The 16,344-nt window shown below is 61.1% G+C and carries 11 protein-coding genes and 2 pseudogenes; 7 read left to right on the top strand and 6 right to left on the bottom strand.

The window, feature by feature from the left end:
* Positions 1–137 (bottom strand): annotated as a pseudogene (locus M3N55_RS15880) (IS3 family transposase); the annotation flags it as partial.
* A 60-nt stretch (positions 138–197) separates the two neighbouring features.
* On the opposite strand from M3N55_RS15880, the gene M3N55_RS15875 reads away from it, so the two are divergent.
* On the top strand, positions 198–620 hold the full coding sequence (locus tag M3N55_RS15875) for a trypsin-like serine protease (protein ID WP_346429284.1): 423 nt from the start codon (positions 198–200) through the stop codon (positions 618–620).
* Positions 621–987: 367 nt separating this feature from the next.
* Here M3N55_RS15875 and M3N55_RS15870 read toward each other — a convergent pair whose 3' ends face one another.
* Both M3N55_RS15870 and M3N55_RS15865 read right to left on the bottom strand, forming a co-directional pair.
* Complete coding sequence (locus M3N55_RS15870; RefSeq protein WP_249060851.1) at positions 988–1,818, bottom strand: hypothetical protein; 831 nt, start codon at positions 1,816–1,818, stop codon at positions 988–990.
* Between the two features lie 187 nt (positions 1,819–2,005).
* Entirely contained in the window at positions 2,006–2,638 is a 633-nt protein-coding gene (locus M3N55_RS15865; RefSeq protein WP_249060849.1) for a TetR/AcrR family transcriptional regulator, read from the bottom strand.
* A gap of 267 nt (positions 2,639–2,905) precedes the next feature.
* On the opposite strand from M3N55_RS15865, the gene M3N55_RS15860 reads away from it, so the two are divergent.
* Together M3N55_RS15860 and M3N55_RS15855 are read left to right on the top strand one after the other, a co-directional pair.
* Complete coding sequence (locus M3N55_RS15860) at positions 2,906–4,045, top strand: efflux RND transporter periplasmic adaptor subunit (protein ID WP_249060847.1); 1,140 nt, start codon at positions 2,906–2,908, stop codon at positions 4,043–4,045.
* A gap of 5 nt (positions 4,046–4,050) precedes the next feature.
* Positions 4,051–7,203: pseudogene (locus tag M3N55_RS15855) on the top strand (efflux RND transporter permease subunit).
* Between the two features lie 188 nt (positions 7,204–7,391).
* Here M3N55_RS15855 and M3N55_RS15850 read toward each other — a convergent pair.
* Positions 7,392–8,876, bottom strand: a complete 1,485-nt coding sequence (locus M3N55_RS15850) for a tripartite tricarboxylate transporter permease (protein WP_249060845.1) — start codon at positions 8,874–8,876, stop codon at positions 7,392–7,394.
* Positions 8,877–8,885: 9 nt separating this feature from the next.
* Positions 8,886–9,353 carry a hypothetical protein gene (locus M3N55_RS15845; protein ID WP_249060844.1) on the bottom strand — a complete coding sequence of 156 codons (468 nt, stop codon included), beginning with the start codon at positions 9,351–9,353 and terminating at the stop codon, positions 8,886–8,888.
* 137 nt (positions 9,354–9,490) lie between these two features.
* Here M3N55_RS15845 and M3N55_RS15840 point away from each other — a divergent pair, with 137 nt between their 5' ends.
* The 4 genes from M3N55_RS15840 to rsgA all read left to right on the top strand — a co-directional run bounded on the left by M3N55_RS15840 (position 9,491) and on the right by rsgA (position 15,632).
* Positions 9,491–10,483 (top strand): Bug family tripartite tricarboxylate transporter substrate binding protein, encoded by a 993-nt coding sequence (locus M3N55_RS15840; RefSeq protein WP_249060842.1) that lies wholly within the window; start codon positions 9,491–9,493, stop codon positions 10,481–10,483.
* 523 nt (positions 10,484–11,006) lie between these two features.
* The gene (locus M3N55_RS15835) at positions 11,007–11,759 is read left to right on the top strand and encodes an SDR family NAD(P)-dependent oxidoreductase (RefSeq protein WP_249060841.1); all 753 of its coding nucleotides are present in this window, start codon (positions 11,007–11,009) and stop codon (positions 11,757–11,759) included.
* Positions 11,760–11,776: 17 nt separating this feature from the next.
* The gene (locus M3N55_RS15830) at positions 11,777–14,428 is read left to right on the top strand and encodes a cation-translocating P-type ATPase (protein WP_249060840.1); all 2,652 of its coding nucleotides are present in this window, start codon (positions 11,777–11,779) and stop codon (positions 14,426–14,428) included.
* A gap of 193 nt (positions 14,429–14,621) precedes the next feature.
* Positions 14,622–15,632 carry a ribosome small subunit-dependent GTPase A gene (gene rsgA, locus M3N55_RS15825; RefSeq protein WP_249060839.1) on the top strand — a complete coding sequence of 337 codons (1,011 nt, stop codon included), beginning with the start codon at positions 14,622–14,624 and terminating at the stop codon, positions 15,630–15,632.
* 134 nt (positions 15,633–15,766) lie between these two features.
* On the opposite strand, the gene M3N55_RS16890 is transcribed toward rsgA, so the two are convergent.
* Positions 15,767–16,150, bottom strand: coding sequence for a DUF3320 domain-containing protein (locus M3N55_RS16890; protein WP_428982683.1), 384 nt, complete (start codon positions 16,148–16,150; stop codon positions 15,767–15,769).
* Positions 16,151–16,344: the final 194 nt, after the last annotated feature.

The following is a 16,344-nucleotide window of genomic DNA, read 5'->3' as shown; positions in this document are numbered from 1 at the left end:
ATCTTAGGTGCAATGGCCGCAATCGCGCCCGCCTGCGTTTCGTATGAGCCTTGATGCTCGAACACCATCCGGACCGCCCGTGCGCGGACCTCGGGTGAGTAGCGATTTGCCATTTTGCTTTTTGTCACCACAACCATCCTTACTTAAGTTGATGGTCTCCGACAAACTCGGGGCGATTCACAGACCATGGTGCCAAGATCGCACCGATCTACCAACAAGACCTTGCGATCGGCACGCCAATCACGACAGTTGGAGTTGGGCAGGGCTTCGATAGGGCCTTGCTGGAATATTACGACTGTGTGGTTGCGGATGCCGCGCATTGCGACACGGAACGGGCAGATTTTGACCCCGCGCATGATTTTTGCGTTGGGGTCTCGGTGTCCACGCAACGCACCGGCTCTGGCGATTCAGGTGGCCCCTTATTTGTCATCGACCCCGAAATTGAAGGCCGCTACCTGCTTGCGGGCATTGTGAAAGGCGGGATCAAAGCTGGTCCATCCGGGCCTGAAGAAACCGAATTCATTCGATACGCAAATGTTGGCCGTTTGCTGACATGGTTAGAAACGGTTGCCGATTGCGATAATGACATGGACAGCGTCCATTCCTGTCAGGGTGAGTGAATGCCCAAACGGGCAACCGCCGAGTGGCACTCTCCTCTTGTCAGCGGGGTGTATCTATAAAGTTCACGCAGCATCTTTGTCGTTTCGCGCCTCCATCGGGAACTGTTTCATGCCATCGTAGAACAGCCGATGGCCCATCCGGCGCGGCCAGCCCATCGGGTTTCTTCCGCTTAGGCCGCTTCCGAGGTTTGATCGGCCTCAGCCAAATGCACCAATGCCGCGGAGGGGTTTCGTCTTCGGGCCGGGCAGGTTGAACCGCGGCGCCCCGTCGCAGGGAATGGAACGCCGACAGTGAGTTTGCGCTACCGCTGCCGAAAAATGGTGCCACGTCGCTAGGCCACCCGCACCATATGTCATCGACTTGGCTTCAGAAACCCAGAGTGATGAAAATTGCAGGCTGTCCGGAAAGTGCCAAGCTAAACTCTACCAAAACCCAAACCGCCCAAAGAGCGGCAAACCCCAATACGAAGGACCGAGCAAAGAACCCGATCCGCGCCCGGACCGCTAGGGCGGCTGCAATCGGAACGGCTTGCATCATGTGAGTGGCCAGGAAATGCGCGACCCGCAAATCCCCGCCCGTGAGTGACCAACCGGTGAACATCATCCGGGCCGCGTGTGGCGGTAGCTCTCCCACATAGGGGCTTCCCCTGCCGCCGATTATGAACGCGGTCACGATGGTCAGGACCGTTCCGCCAAGCAAGCCCAGCACGATGCCGGTTTTCACTGTAGAACCCGCGGCGAAGTCGAGATCACGCGACACCTGAAATGCGACCGCAGCCGCCGCCCCTGTTATGATGACCGCAGCAATGGCCATCACCGAGAACATTGCGCGGTGCAACGCTGTGCTGTCGTTGAAATGCGAATGCTGGCCTTGCGATGCTTGAAAAATGATCCAGCCCATCTCGATCACGCAAGCTACCAAGAAAGCGAAGGCAATGCCCTGCATGAAGCGACCCGCTTGCAGCGAAGGACGAAGGCGGGACACCGCAAAGGCAAGCGTTCCCGCATGAATCGCGAGGGCCAGTTCGAATTTCAGCGGCTTTGCCCAGACAGAAACACCATCAAGCTCTCTGATGTCCGATGCCCAGAGGGCAGTCGTTACGAGAAAGGCAAAGATCATCGCACAGCACATACCGCCGAACACCCAAAGCGAAAACGGCCAGCGGGAACGGGCATGCACGATCTGCGGTAGCATCATGCCGAAGCCAATTTTGCGGTAAGGAAGATGGAAAAGCCGAAACCACCCAACCCGAACGCGATCAGCAAGCCAGCCCGAACCCGCATCGCGGCTGCCAGCACACTGACGACCACTGCCAGTGCGGTAACGGCGTCCCGTCTCAAGCTGAAGCGGGAGCACCAGCATTGCACCTTCGTCATGACTGCGCTCACGATGCAAGGATCGCGCGACTGATGGTCATAAGGTAGTCCCAATCATCGATGCGGGCGGTGGTGACCTTGGTTTTCATGTCGATATGCAGAAATGAATGACCATGCACGAAGGACCATAGCATATAGGCGCGGCGCTGAACCTCTGGATCGCTTGGTGACAGGTTCAGGCAGGCAGCAGCGCCTTGCACCACCACGCCAAAACAGCCTTCGCCTTTTTGTTGCAGCTCCGGGGCGTTCTCGTGTCCTTCCGTCAGGCCAAAGACCAGTCGGAACACCCCTGGCTCGGACCGGGCAAAATCGACATAGGCCAAGCCGATGGCGGCCACCGCTTCCAGCGATCCGACAGGGTGGGCAGCGGCTCCCGCTTCCATCGCGGCGCGCAACCGGTCCATCGCTTCACTGACGACCCCGCGCAAAATCTCTGGGCGGTCCTTGAAATGCTTGTAGGGCGCGGCAGAACTGACACCGGCGCGGCGTGCGGCCTCAGCCACTGAAAAGCCGTCCGGGCCACGCGTCTCGATCAGATCCCGGACAGCAGCGATCAGTTGAGCGCGCAGGTCGCCGTGGTGATAGGCGGACTTGGGCGTCACGGTCGCGGAGCCATCAGTTCGTGACGTGTCATTCGACATTCTGGTTGGGCCTTTCCTCAAAGTGAGGAGCGTTCACTTTGAAGCCAAAGTTAGCACCGCTCACATATCTTTGCAAGTGCAGGCGCCCATTGGTTGCGCCGCACATCCGCCCGCCTGCACCGCACGGCGGGGGACTCCGCAGAACCCTAACTGGTCACAGGGTCACGCGATCTGGCTGCAACGCGGGCGTGATGTCTGAATCATCTTGCCAAAGTGAGTGATTCTAACATATGTAAGTGCAACTAACTTTACCGGAGCAGTCCATACATGACTGAACCTATGGCATCAGATTTTCGAACGGCGCTTGGTCGGGTTTTGACCATGGCGGTCACGCTCATGGTCTGCGGGGCTGCTGCGGTAGCTGTCATTGGTGGATTTTCCCTGATCGCAGCCACCGGCGATCCCGCACCCGGTGTCGCGGCTCCAAAGACCTCGGTCGGTGTCATCTCCGTTGAACTGGCCCCAGGCTATACCGTGACCCGTAGGTTCATAGGCCAGATCGAAGCGGCAGCGCGGACAGATCTGGGGTTCGAACTGGGTGGGCGTATAACCGAAGTGCTGGTCGAGGAAGGCGATGTCGTGGCGAGCGGCACGGTGCTGGCGCGACAGGACATCAGCGACCTGATCCCGGAACGTGCAGCGCTGAGGGCGGAGTTGGCAGCGCTTGCCGCCGATGCCGAACTGGCCCGGCTGACATTGGCGCGCAGCGACGCGCTGACGGAACGCGGCTTTAGCTCGGTCGCGGTGCAGGACGAGGCGCGGCTGACGCTGGCGCGCGCCGAGGCCGGGATGGCAGCTATCCGCGCACGTATCGCGGGCGTCGATGTGCGGCTGGAAAAATCCGTGCTGATTGCGCCCTACCCCGCCCACATCGGGGCGCGCAGGGCCGACCCCGGACAGACAGCGGCGGCGGGCCAAACCGTTCTGGTTCTTTTTGATGCAGCGCCAGCCCGCGCGCGGGTCGGTCTGCCGCCGGAACTGGCCGCCGGGCTTGCGGTGGGGGACATTGTCACCGTCGCCCTGGACGGCGCTTTGATGGAGGCCACAATCCGCCAGATCCGACCCGATCTTGACCGCACCACCCGCAGCAGGTCGGTTGTTGTGAACCTGCCCGAGGGGGCTGAACCTGTGCTAGGCGATACGGTCGCGCTGCTATTGACGCAGGTGGTCGATGAACCGGGATTCTGGGCCCCGCTATCCGCCTTGCGCGAAGGCGTGCGGGGGTCCTGGTCAGTGATAGCGGTCGAAGCCAAGGGCGACCGCACCCTGCCCGCAGCGGTCGAGGTGCTGCACAGCGATGGCGCACGCGTATTCTTGCGCGGCGCCCTGCCCCCCGGCGCGCAGATCGTGGCAAAAGCCCCAGACCGCGTCGCCCCGGGCCAAGCCGTTCTGGTGCAAGTGGAGTAACCGCAATGGACACGCTGTTTTTTCGCCAACCGCGCCTAATAATGCTGGCGCTTCTGGTGATCGTGTCGGCTGGTATGCCCGCGCTCGTCTCCATCGGGCGGCAGGAAGACCCGACCATCACCAATATCTTCGCCACGATCACCACGGTGTTTCCCGGCGCTGACCCTGCACGTGTTGAAGCTCTCGTCACCACAAAGATCGAGACGGAGCTTCGCACGATCCCCGAGATTGCCGAGGTGTCTTCGACCTCTGCAACCGGCATTTTGGTCATTTCGGTCGAACTGATCGAAACCGTCCCGCCCGAGACCATCGAGCAGCTTTGGGCGCAGGTCCGCGATGCGGTCAGGGACGCGCAGCGGGAATTCCCAGTGGGCATTCTGGAACCCGATTTCGACAGCGACGGCGCGGGCGGCTATGCGGCAATCTTTGCCCTGACCCTGCCCGAGGGGTTCAGCCTGACCCGCGCCGCGCGCGAGGCCGAAGCGCTGGCCGACCGGCTGCGCCGTGTGCCGGGGACCAGTCTGGTTGACCTGCACGGGGCACCCGAGGAGGAAGTTCTGGTCACGCTAGACCCCGACCGCACCGCTGCGCTTGGGCTGACCGCCGACGCGGTATCCGCTGCAATCCGCGCCGCCGACGCCAAAGTGCAGGCGGGCCGGTTGCGCGGCAATGAGACCGATCTGGTGCTGGGCATCACGGGCGAGATCACCTCGCTCGACCGGCTGCGGGCGGTGATCCTGCGCGAGGATGCATCGGGGCGCGTGACGCTTCTGGGCGATGTGGCGCAGATCACCCGCGGTCCGCGCTTGCCCTTGGCCGAAGCCGCACTGTTCCAAGGGCGACCTGCGGTCCTGATTTCAGCCAAACTCAGCGAAGGGTTGCAGGTGGACCGCTGGACGGGCGGCATTCGCGCCGCTGTCGATGCCTAGGCGGGGGCGTTGCCCTGGGGCCTGTCGATCGAGGTCGTCTTCGATCAGAGCCGCTATACGCTGGAACGGCTGACCGAGGTCGGGTTGAACATGGCTGTCGGCGTTGGTCTGGTCGTGGTGGTCCTGTTCATGACGCTTGGCTGGCGGTCGGCGCTGATTGTAGCGATGGTTCTGCCGGTTGTATCGCTGGCCTCTGTCGCCACGCTGAACGCGCTGGCAGTGCCGATCCACCAGATGAGCGTGACGGGTCTGATCGTGGCGCTTGGCCTATTGGTCGACGCGGCCATTGTCATGACGGACGAGGTGGGCAAGCGCCTTCGCGCGGGTATGACGCGGCTCAAGGCGGTTGCCGGCGCGGCGCGGCGACTGACCATGCCGCTGGCTGCCTCGACCGTCACCACGATCCTGTCCTTCATGCCGCTTCTGCTGCTGCCCGGCCCGGCTGGGGATTTCGTCGGCTCCATCGCCATTTCCGTGATCGTGATGCTGGCCTGGTCCTTTGTCGTGGCCGTGACGATCACCCCTGCCATCGCCGGGCGCTGGTTGCGCAGGGGCGACGGCCAGCCCTCGCGCGAGAGCCTGCTCATGCGCGGCTTTCGTGCGGCGCTTGCCCTGTCAATGACCAACCCCTTGCGCACCGTGGCGCTGTCGCTGGTCCTGCCGGTGATCGGCTTCCTGTCGCTGCCGACATTGACGCCGCAATTCTTTCCCGGTGTGGACCGCGACCAGTTCCATATCGAGGTGGACCTGCCCCCCGGCACTGGAATTGCCGAGACGATGCGAGTCATGCGCGAGATCGACACGAGGCTTACTGCCGAAGACGAGATATTGGACGTGGCATGGGTCGTGGGCCGCTCCGCGCCTGCCTTCTACTACAACATGGTGGGCGACCGCGATCAGGCACCCGCCTTCGCGCAGGCGTTGATCCGCACCGCATCTGCTGCCGCGACCGCACGGCTGCTGAACGACCTTCAGGCCAATCTGCCGCCCGCGTTCCTGCAAGCGCGCTTTGTCATCCGCGGCCTGACCCAGGGTCCGCCCGTCAATGCGCCTGTCGAACTGCGCCTTGTCGGACAAGACATCGACGCGCTGCGCCTTGCGGGTGACTACCTGCGCGCACGACTGGCAGAGGTGCCGACGGTGGCCATGGTGCGCACCGGGATTGCGGGCGGTTCGCCCAAGCTGACGCTGGAGATCGACGAGGCCCGCGCACGTCTCTTGGGTCTTGATCTGGGTCAGGTCGCGCGGCAGATGGAAGCGGGGCTGGAAGGCGTGACCGGCGGGTCACTGCTGGAAGGGACCGAGGAATTGCCCGTACGGGTGCGCCTTGGCGCGGGCCTGCGCGGTGATCCGGTAGCCATTGGCGACATGCCAATCCTTCCACCGGGGGCCGCAGCGGTTGCCGCGGCGGGCCAGTTCCCGGCCGTGCCGCTGTCCACGCTCGGTGCGCTGCGGCTGGAGCCGTCGGAAAGCACGATCACCCGCCGCAATGGGGAGCGCGTGAATACAGTTCAAGCCTTTCTGATGCCCGGCATCCTGCCCGCCGTGGCACTGGCCGAGGCGATGGCACTGCTGGCGGCAGAAGGCTACGCCCCGCCAGAAGGCATCCGGCTGGAAACAGGCGGTGACTCTGACGCACGCAACAGCACGGTTGATGCGCTGATCGCCCCCTTGGGCCTGATAATTACCTTGTCGATTGCGGTCGTGGTGGTGACCTTAAACTCCTTCCGGCTGACCCTGATCGCCTTCACGGTGGCAGGCCTGTCGGCGGGACTATCGATGCTGGCCTTGGCGGTGTTCGACTATCCGTTCGGAATCAACGCGATCATCGGGGTGATCGGGTCTATCGGGGTGTCGATCAATGCCGCGCTGATCGTGCTGTCGGGGCTACAGGAAGACCCGCGCGCCAGTGCAGGCGACCGCGCGGCGATGGTCGATGTGGTGACCGGCTCCGCCCGACATATCACCTCGACCACGATCACCACCTTTGGCGGTTTCCTGCCCCTGATCCTGGGCGGTGGGGGCTTCTGGCCGCCCTTCGCCATGTCGGTCGCGGGCGGTGTCGCGCTGTCGGTCACGCTCGCCTTCGCCTTCACCCCGCAGATGTTCGCGCTGACCCTGCCAAGACGAACACGGGCAACCGACAATGATACCATCCGCCAACCTGACCGGAGGCCCCACGCTTTGCGGACGAATGACACCAACGTCACAAGAAAAGGCGCAATATGACCAAATGGCAAACCCCCTTGACGCAGCGCTTCAGCTTAACCGGGGTCAGCGACGGTATCAGGCGCGCCCATGGTGGTTTGGGACGGATATCCGGGATCACAGCGTTGCCGGTAGGTGCGGCGCTCCGGCGCGGCCTGTCCCTGCGAGGAATTGACCGCAGTTGATGCAGGTTCCAAGTCTTAATCCGGTCATGCGGTTTTCAAGGCTTGCATCATTCGTTTCAAGATTACCCAACTGCCCAGCGCTACTATGATGGCAAAGCAGGTGCCGCTTATCGGATCAGTCAGTAAAACAGTTGCATCGCCACGCGAAAAAAGCAGAGTGCGGCGTAAATATTCCTCGAACGCCGGTCCAAGGATGAAGCCCAGCACCAGCGGAGTCGGCTCCAGCCCAAGCCGTAAAAGACCCCAGCCAAACACACCGAACCCCAGCATCAACCAAACGTCGAAGAGTGAATTATTCACCGAATGAACGCCGATCAGGCTGATGACGATGATGAGTGGCACAAGCCGCCGGAACGGCACCCGTAGAAGCGAGGCCCAAACCCCGGCAAGCGGTAGGTTCAGGACAACCAAAATAATATTGCCCAGGATCAGGCTGCCCATCAACGCAGCGAAAAGATCAGGGTTTTGCGCAATAAAGGCCGGGCCGGGCATGATCGCATGGATCATCAGCGCACCTGCCAGAACAGCCATAACCGGGCTTCCCGGCAAGCCCAAGGTCAGAAGCGGAACAAGGGCTGATTGCGCGGCGGCGTTATTCGCGGCCTCTGGTGCAGCCACCCCTGCGACAGCCCCGTTGCCAAGGCGCTGGTCTGACGTTGGGAAGGCGTTTTCCACGCCGCGCGCAGCAAGTGCGGCCAGAAGCGTGCTGGCACCCGGAAGAACCCCCAATGCAGACCCGATGGCCGTCCCGCGCAGGGTCGGCGCCCAAGCGTTTTTGATATCCGCGCGGGTGGGCCATGGCCAGCGCACCAGCCGGATGCGTTGCGGCCTGTTGCCCGCTTCGAGTGCGCGGATAAGTTCGGCCAAGCCAAACAGGCCCATGACGAGAGGCACAAACCCGATACCGTCGCGCAATTCTGGAATGCCGAAGGTGAAGCGCGGCATACCACCCGCCAGATCTGTGCCCACCAGTCCAAACGCCGCCCCGATCAGGATCAGCGCCAGCGCAGGCAGGACCGGACCGGGAGAGATGATCGCCGCAGCGAACAGGCCCAGACCGATCAGTCCCACAAGCCCGGCTGGCGCAATGGCCGTTGTCATGGCGGAAAGTGGTGCGGCCACGGTGGCGATCACCACCGCAGTTACCAGCCCCGCGAATAATGACGCCAGAGCGGCGATAGCGATCGCAGGCCCGGCGCGTCCGGCCAGCGCCATTTTATGCCCGTCAAGTGCAGTGACAACGCCAGAGCATTCGCCCGGAACATTCAGCAGGATAGACGTGGTCGAGCCACCATATTGAGCACCAAAATAAATCGCCGCCAACATAATGATTGCACCCGTCGGCTCTAGTGCGAAAGTCAGCGGCAGCAATAGCGCGAGGGTGGCGGCTGGTCCGATGCCGGGCAAAACACCCACCAGCGTGCCAAGCACGGCGCCGCTGAAACATAACAGCAGATTCTGCCCTGTCAGAGCGAGAGCAAAGCCCTGCGCCCAAGCGCTGATATCCATCTCATGTCCTTAGAATATGGGCCAAAGCGGCGCTGTCGGAGGCAGGAAAAGCATCCCAATTATAGCTGTCAGCCCGGTCAGGCCCAGAACTGTGACCAATAAGGCCAGTGGATGACGCTCGCCCGCGCCAATCGCTGCAAGTGCGGAGGCCAGCCCGGCGGATAGCACCAGCCCAAGCACCGGCAACACCAAAGCGAACAGAAAAACCGCGCCTAACAGGGCAGGTCCGCTGGCATGGTGTTGTGTCGTGGCTGCCAAATCGCCACAGCCAACGCTCTGCTGTGTCCTTGGGCGCGCCATGCACCAAACAGCCCACAGCGCGCCCAGGGCCATCACGCCATTGCCCAAAAGCTGTGCCATCAGCCCCGGCCCGACATCGGTGCCAAACCATGCGGGTTGTCCGCGTGCGATCAGGCCGATCCCTGCACCCATCAGGCACAAGGCAAAGCCCGGTAACCCTAGCGCAAGTCTTTGCAATGATTGCCGTCCCAATATCATTCGCGATCACGCATCGTTATGTTGACTTTTTTAGTCATGTATACTCTCTTAAGTGTCAGCCGCCAACCCATTGGTCAGCCAAAATTCTGTCATCACCAAGAATTCAGGGGGTATCGATGATCCATCGACGCGCACTTCTGGGCTCGGCATTGGCTGCGCCTTTTATATCACTTTTGCCGCGGGCGGCCTGTGCCAGTACATGGCCTTCCGCAGGGCCAATTCGGCTGGTTGTCGCCCAAGGTGGGGGCGGCAATGCCGATGTCGTCGCGCGCATTCTGGTCGAAGCGCTCGAGCCTGTTCTGGGCCAAAGTATCGTTGTGGAGAATAACGGCACGGCTTCTGGCATGCGGGCCACGGAAGATGTCAGCACGGCGGCCCCGGACGGCTACACGCTGTTGGTCGGCACGTCCTCACAATTGGTGCATAACATTGCCTTGTTCGACCCACTGCCGGTCGATATCGAAACCACTCTGCGCGGCGTTGCCATGATAAACAAAGTGCCGATGGTCATGTGCGTGCCCAAGGACAGTCCCGATGCCGATCTGGCGGCCCTTACCGCGCGGATTCTGGCCAATCCGTCGGGATTCCAGTTTGGCTCCGGACCGGCTGGCACCACCACACATATCAGCGGAGCCCTGTTCCTACAGCGAATTGGGGCTGAAGGGGTTGTCCATATCCCCTATCCGCGAAGTCCAGAAGCCATGGTCGATCTGGTTGCCGGGCGGCTAAACTTCGTGTTCGACCCATCCTTGACAGCAATTGGCCAGGTTCAGGGTGACGCCGTGCGTCCGATGGGCGTGTCGGCACCTGTGCGCCTGCCGGCCTTGGCGGATGTGCCGACCATGGCGGAAGCCGGATTGCCCGGCTTTGTCAGCCAGACATGGAACACGATTTCCGCACCTGCTGGCACACCCGACGATATTGTGATGACCCTGAACGACAGGATCAACGAGATTGTTCAGTCGGACGCGATGCGCTCGCAACTCGAGAGCCTTGCCTCGATTGTGCCACCCGCCAAAACACCAGAGCAGGTAGATAGCTATTACGCATTGCAACGCGAAACATGGATACCTGTTGTGCGTGGGACCGGTGTGCGGCGGGACGGGTAACGATTGACAAAATTGGCACTGCTCCGTCTTGGTATGGGGCAGTGCTGTGTGAGCTGCTGAATTTAAGGTCTGAAAGCTGCGACTAACCGAACGAACTTTCCCGCACTGTCTGGCCGATGGCGCATTCCGGGATGGTTGCCGGCCTACGTCTGTTGGCAGGGCTGGGCTGGGCTGGGCCGTTCCGGACTATTCGACCCTGTGCCCTCGACAGAAGACCCTGAAAGCGCAGAACCCCGGTTGCACCGCCGAAATCGTCCACGTTGCCTAGCTTGGAAAGGGCAAGGGCAGCTTCGCCTCAAGTCACCCTTCTGCAATCATGCACATGGAATGCGCAAGCATGGGCCTTTCAAACGAACCAAAGAGCGCCGCCAGGATCAAATGACCGTCCCAGTATCGCCCACAGACCAACGCAATATAAAAAAATCCTCTGGGATTGCGCCAGCGCAAATACGTCCATGGAGGATGTTGATATCGGTAGCCGAAAGTTGTCGATTTTGACTTTGGGTGAAAGGAGCAGACTGCGATGTATGATTTCACAGGACAGACGGCACTGGTAACGGGTGCAGGCTCTGGCATTGGCACGGCGATTGCCTTGGAGTTGGCCGCGCATGGCGCGACGGTGATCGTCTCGGACCAGAGCGAACAAGGGTGCAAACAGGTCAGTGCCACTATTCTGGATCGCGGTGGAAAAGCCCTGCCCTTTGCGGCAGATGTGGCAGATGCGGAAGCCATGCAAGCGCTTGTTGCCTTTGCCGAGGACAAGACCGGTGCCTTGCATCTGTCGGTAAACAATGCCGGGATCGGTGGCGCGCAAGCGCCGGTGGGGGAATATCCGCTGGACGCTTGGGAACAGGTCATCAAGGTCAACCTGAATGGCGCCTTTTACGGAATGCGCTATCAGATTCCGGCCATGGAGCGCGCCGGTGGTGGAGCCATCGTCAACATGGCTTCTATTCTGGGCAGTGTCGGTTTTGCCAATTCCGCGGCTTATGTTGCCAGCAAACATGCGCTTCTGGGGCTCACCAAGACTGCGGCCATGGAATACGCGCAAAAGGGCATTCGCATCAATGCTGTTGGTCCCGGCTTCATTCAGACACCACTCTTGACCGATAATCTAAGTCCAGAGATGCTGGACGGGCTGGCAGGTCTGCACCCGATGGGGCGGATTGGCACGCCAGAGGAAGTCTCCGCGCTGACATGTTTTCTACTCTCGGCGCGCGCGAGCTTCATCACCGGAAGTTATCATCTGGTTGATGGCGGTTATACCGCACCGTGAGTTTATCGCAGGGCGACATGAATACGACAAAATCCCCGTGGGCGAATGCGGCAGATGATGTGCTAGCGGATCTCGGGTCCACCTCAAGCGGGCTGGACTCGGAAGAAGCCGCAAAGCGTCTGGACAAACACGGCCCGAACCGCCTGCCCGAAGCCCCGCGCGCGAGTGCGTTGATGCGCTTTGCGCGCCAGTTCAACAACCTGCTGATCCTGGTTCTGATTGCGGCTGCCGTGATTACCGCGCTTTTGGGCCATTGGATTGATACGGGTGTGATCCTGGCCGTGGTCGCGATCAATGCGATCATCGGCTTCGTCCAGGAAGGGCGTGCCGAAGCGGCACTGGATGCGCTGCGCAACATGCTGGCCCCGCGCGCCAATGTCATGCGCGGCGGCGAACGCATCGCGGTGGCGGGCGATGATCTTGTTCCCGGAGACATTGTTCTGCTGGACGCGGGTGACAAGGTTCCCGCCGACCTGCGCTTGATAGAGGTCGCAGGGTTACGCGTTGAAGAAGCCATGCTGACGGGCGAATCTGTCCCTGTGCGCAAGGACACGCAATCGGTAGAGGCTGCGGCATCACTGGGCGACAGGCGCTCGATGGCATTCAGCGGCACCATGGTGACGGAAGGCACGGGGCTTGGCGTTGTGACGGCGACCGGGCAAGCTACCGAAATCGGGCGCATCAGCACCATGATGGCCGAAGTTCAGACCATCAAAACTCCACTGATCCACCAGATGGAGGTGTTTGCGCGCTATCTGACTGGCTTCGTCATGGCGGTTGCGGCTGGAATTCTGGGCTTTACGATTGCCCTGCGCGATACGCCCTTTTCCGAGGCTTTCATGGTTGTGGTGGGCCTGTTCGTCGCAGCCATTCCAGAAGGCTTGCCCGCTGTTCTGACAGTGACATTGGCCATTGGCGTGCAATCCATGGCGCGGCGCAATGCGATCATCCGGCGCTTGCCCATTATCGAAACCCTTGGCGCCGTCTCGACCATTTGTTCGGACAAGACAGGCACGCTGACCCGGAACGAAATGATGCTTGCAAACGCCGTTATGGCCTCTGGCACAGCGCGCGTTTCGGGTGAAGGATACACGCCAGAAGGGGCGCTGGAGGGCGGCGACAAACCCACGCTTCAAGCCATGGCACGCGTTGCGGCATTGTGCAACTCTGCGGCCTTGGTCCAGGAAGCACAGGGTTGGCGGGTCGAAGGCGACCCGATGGAAGGCGCGCTTCTGGCCTTTGCGGGCAAGCTGGGAGAGACCATCACGGACCGCCCGCGCGCAGAAGCCACCATCCCATTTGACGCACGCTACCGCTATATGGCCGTGCTGCATGACGGGTTCGTTCTGCTAAAAGGCGCGCCAGAGCAGGTTCTGGCACATTGCAAAACGCAAATGGTGGCCAACGGGGCAGAACCTCTGGACCGCGCCTATTGGGACGAAATGAGCGCGGATATCGCCCGGCAAGGCCAACGCGTTCTGGCCCTGGCACAGATGCCGCATCCGGGTGGCGCGCTGGATCATGACACACTTGATGATGGCCTAACCCTGCTGGGCCTTGTCGGCCTGATCGACCCGCCGCGAGAAGAAGCTATCGCCGCCGTGGCTGAATGTCACGCTGCCGGGATTTCCGTAAAGATGATTACGGGCGACCATGCAGGAACCGCCGCCGCAATCGGTCGGCAAATTGGTTTGCACCAGATTGAACACCCCCTGACCGGGGCCGAGATCGACCAAATGGATGACGCGTCTTTGGAGGCAGCCATTCGACGGACCGATATTTTCGCGCGCACCAGCCCCGAGCATAAGCTGCGACTGGTGCAAGCCTTGCAAGCGCGGGGGCAGGTCGTGGCCATGACAGGCGATGGCGTGAATGATGCGCCCGCGCTAAAACGCGCCGATGCCGGGATCGCCATGGGGCTGAAAGGCTCAGAAGCCGCGCGCGAGGCATCCGATTTCGTGCTGGCCGATGATAATTTCGCCTCGATTGCCGAGGCGGTCAAACAAGGGCGCACGGTCTATGCAAACCTGAAGAAAGTCATCACCTTTCTGTTGCCGGTCAATGGCGGTGAATCCATTTCGCTGATAATCGCCATCCTGTTCGGGCTTGTGCTGCCCATCTCGCCGCTACAAATACTTTGGGTGAACATGATCAGTTCCGTGGCTTTGGCCATGTCATTGGCCTTTGAGCGCCCCGAAGCTGCGATCATGCGCCAGCCGCCGCGCCGCCCGGATGCCCCGATCCTGTCACGCTTCATTCTGTGGCGGGTGTTCCTGGTCTCTATCCTGTTTGCGATGGGTATCTTCGGCCAGTTTACACTTGCGCAGACCCAAGGGGCTGGTTTGGACGAAGCCCGCACCATGGCAGTGAATACACTTGTCGCGATGGAAGTGTTTTACCTGTTTTCAGTGCGCTATCGGCACGGTTGGTCGATGACATGGCAAGGCGTCAAAGGAACGCCAGCGGTGCTGGTGGCGGTCGCGCTGGTCGTGCTGTTGCAAGCGATCTTCACCTATCTGCCCGTCATGCAATCTCTATTCGGAACAGTCGCACTCGGCCCATGGCAGCTTGCACAATGCACCGCAGCCGGTGTCATTCTTCTGGCTCTACTGGAAGCCGATAAACAGGCGGCAACGGGCTGGAAAACGCTCTCCAAGAAGAGAGAATAATAGCCTGTCCGCAAAAGCGACAGGTTTTTCGCAGGTCAAGATGTTTGCCCAACAGCGTTACCGCGTAAGCCACGCCTGCCCGCCACCGGTTCAAGGGCACGGCCCGAACGATGCCCACCCTTGCATGTCAAAGAATGGTTGCACCGCCCAAGTATCGCCGTCATGAAGCCAGTATGAAACGCGCGCAAATAGAATGACCGCTCTCTCTGGACTTGGATGGTCGCGGTTTTTTGCCGCGCAACTCGACCCCGCAGAGGTTGGGCTTGTTCCGGTTCGCATCGCGACCGTGCATCGGTCCCGGATGATGGCGGAAACGGGAACTGGGCAGATCAGGGTTTATCCCCAGGCGCATGCAACCGCGACAGAGTTTGCCGTCGGAGATTGGGTTCTCGTCGAACCGGGCGGCCAAACGGTGGTGCGCAGGCTGGAGCGGCGCACGCTGCTACAGCGCCAGACCGAGGGTGCCAGGACCCGGCAACTGATCGTGGCGAATGTCGATACAATGTTCATCGTCACCTCTTGCAACGATGATTTTAACATCGCGCGGCTGGAGCGCTATCTGGCGCTGGTGAACGAGGCCGGGATCACTCCGGTGATCGTTCTGACAAAGATCGACCAACTGGAGCATGCGCGGTCTTACTCTGACGAGGCGAAGGCATTGCAGCGCGACCTGCCCGTGGTGGCGCTGAATGCGAAGGCCCCCGATGCGGCGGGTGGTTTGTCGCCGTGGTGTGGGCCCGGTCAGACTGTGGCCCTCGTGGGGTCATCCGGTGTTGGCAAATCAACGCTTTTGAACGCACTGGCCCAAAAGGCACCGACAGAAGCCCAGTTGACCGGCAGTATCCGGGAAGGCGACGGCAAGGGGCGCCATACGACAACCTCTCGTTCGCTTCATGCCATCGCGGGGGGCGCTTGCGTGATCGACACGCCGGGAATGCGGACGCTGCATGTCAGCAACGCCACGGCTGGTCTGGACATGCTTTTCGCGGAAGTTACCGAACTGGCCCCGAACTGCCGTTTCAAGGATTGCTCCCATGCGCATGAGCCTGGCTGCGCTGTTCAGGCCGCCGTCGCGGCCGGAGACCTGTCGGCGGCGCGTCTGGACCGATGGCATAAGCTTCAAGCAGAGAACCGCGCCAACACCGTCCTCCATTCCGGCCCGCGCGGCAATAAAACCTCCAACGCCAAGGGAAGGCCGCGGTGAGCCAGCAAGTATCAATGCCGAACGCCGTCTGCCTTTGACGAAAGTGGACCTGCGCTGGTTCTGTTCCGGTCAGGTGCTCATGTTAGGCGGCCCTCTGTTCGAAGGCCACGGGTGATTTCCAGCCATTCAGTCGGCTACCTTAACGCCGCCTCGATTACCCCGCGCAAATCCGCCCCGACCCTGGCAAACCCCAAGAGTCGCGCAGTTGCCACGATTAATTCCTCAACCGGCATGTCTCCGCATTCAGCGACCACTTGCGCTGCGGCGACCTGGATCTCCATTGTAGGCAAATGCCCCGCAGTCCCCGGCGCTTCTGCACTTGCACGGTCCCTCACAGGCGGGGCAGCTTGCTGAGCGCCAGTAAATGCGAAGTCTTCCTCCACAATGACCGCGCCCGCCCGCACAGCGCTTGAAAGAGCGCGATCCGAAGCTTCACGAATCCGCCTGCCTGTCCTCGCCTTGCCAAAAGCCTCGGCTACGCGCCGAGCTATGACTTCATTATGGACCGGACCTTCCACCTCAACGATCTTCGTCACCAGATCTACAAGAAGATGAAGCGGTGCTGTTGATTGTCACTGAGAACTGACCCGGCAACAGCAGAAATTGTCATTGAGAATTGACCCATGTGCAACCTTGCCCCTGCGCAAAGCAGTCGGGGGCGTCAGGAGTGATAGACATGGGATTTTTGAGGATTATTCGGAAGTGGGCGTTG

It is taken from the genome of Roseinatronobacter domitianus, assembly GCF_023336755.1.
GTDB lineage: Bacteria > Pseudomonadota > Alphaproteobacteria > Rhodobacterales > Rhodobacteraceae > Roseinatronobacter > Roseinatronobacter domitianus.
Note: the sequence above shows the minus strand (reverse complement) of the source record. Positions and strands in the feature narration are given on the sequence as shown.

Excerpts from the sequence above, each read along its gene's own strand:
- M3N55_RS15870 (WP_249060851.1), bottom strand. The coding sequence starts at position 1,818 with ATGATGCTACCGCAGATCGTGCATGCCCGTTCCCGCTGGCCGTTTTCG.
- M3N55_RS15865 (WP_249060849.1), bottom strand. The coding sequence starts at position 2,638 with ATGTCGAATGACACGTCACGAACTGATGGCTCCGCGACCGTGACGCCC.
- M3N55_RS15860 (WP_249060847.1), top strand. The coding sequence starts at position 2,906 with ATGACTGAACCTATGGCATCAGATTTTCGAACGGCGCTTGGTCGGGTT.
- M3N55_RS15850 (WP_249060845.1), bottom strand. The coding sequence starts at position 8,876 with ATGGATATCAGCGCTTGGGCGCAGGGCTTTGCTCTCGCTCTGACAGGG.
- M3N55_RS15840 (WP_249060842.1), top strand. The coding sequence starts at position 9,491 with ATGATCCATCGACGCGCACTTCTGGGCTCGGCATTGGCTGCGCCTTTT.
- M3N55_RS15835 (WP_249060841.1), top strand. The coding sequence starts at position 11,007 with ATGTATGATTTCACAGGACAGACGGCACTGGTAACGGGTGCAGGCTCT.
- M3N55_RS15830 (WP_249060840.1), top strand. The coding sequence starts at position 11,777 with ATGAATACGACAAAATCCCCGTGGGCGAATGCGGCAGATGATGTGCTA.
- rsgA (WP_249060839.1), top strand. The coding sequence starts at position 14,622 with ATGACCGCTCTCTCTGGACTTGGATGGTCGCGGTTTTTTGCCGCGCAA.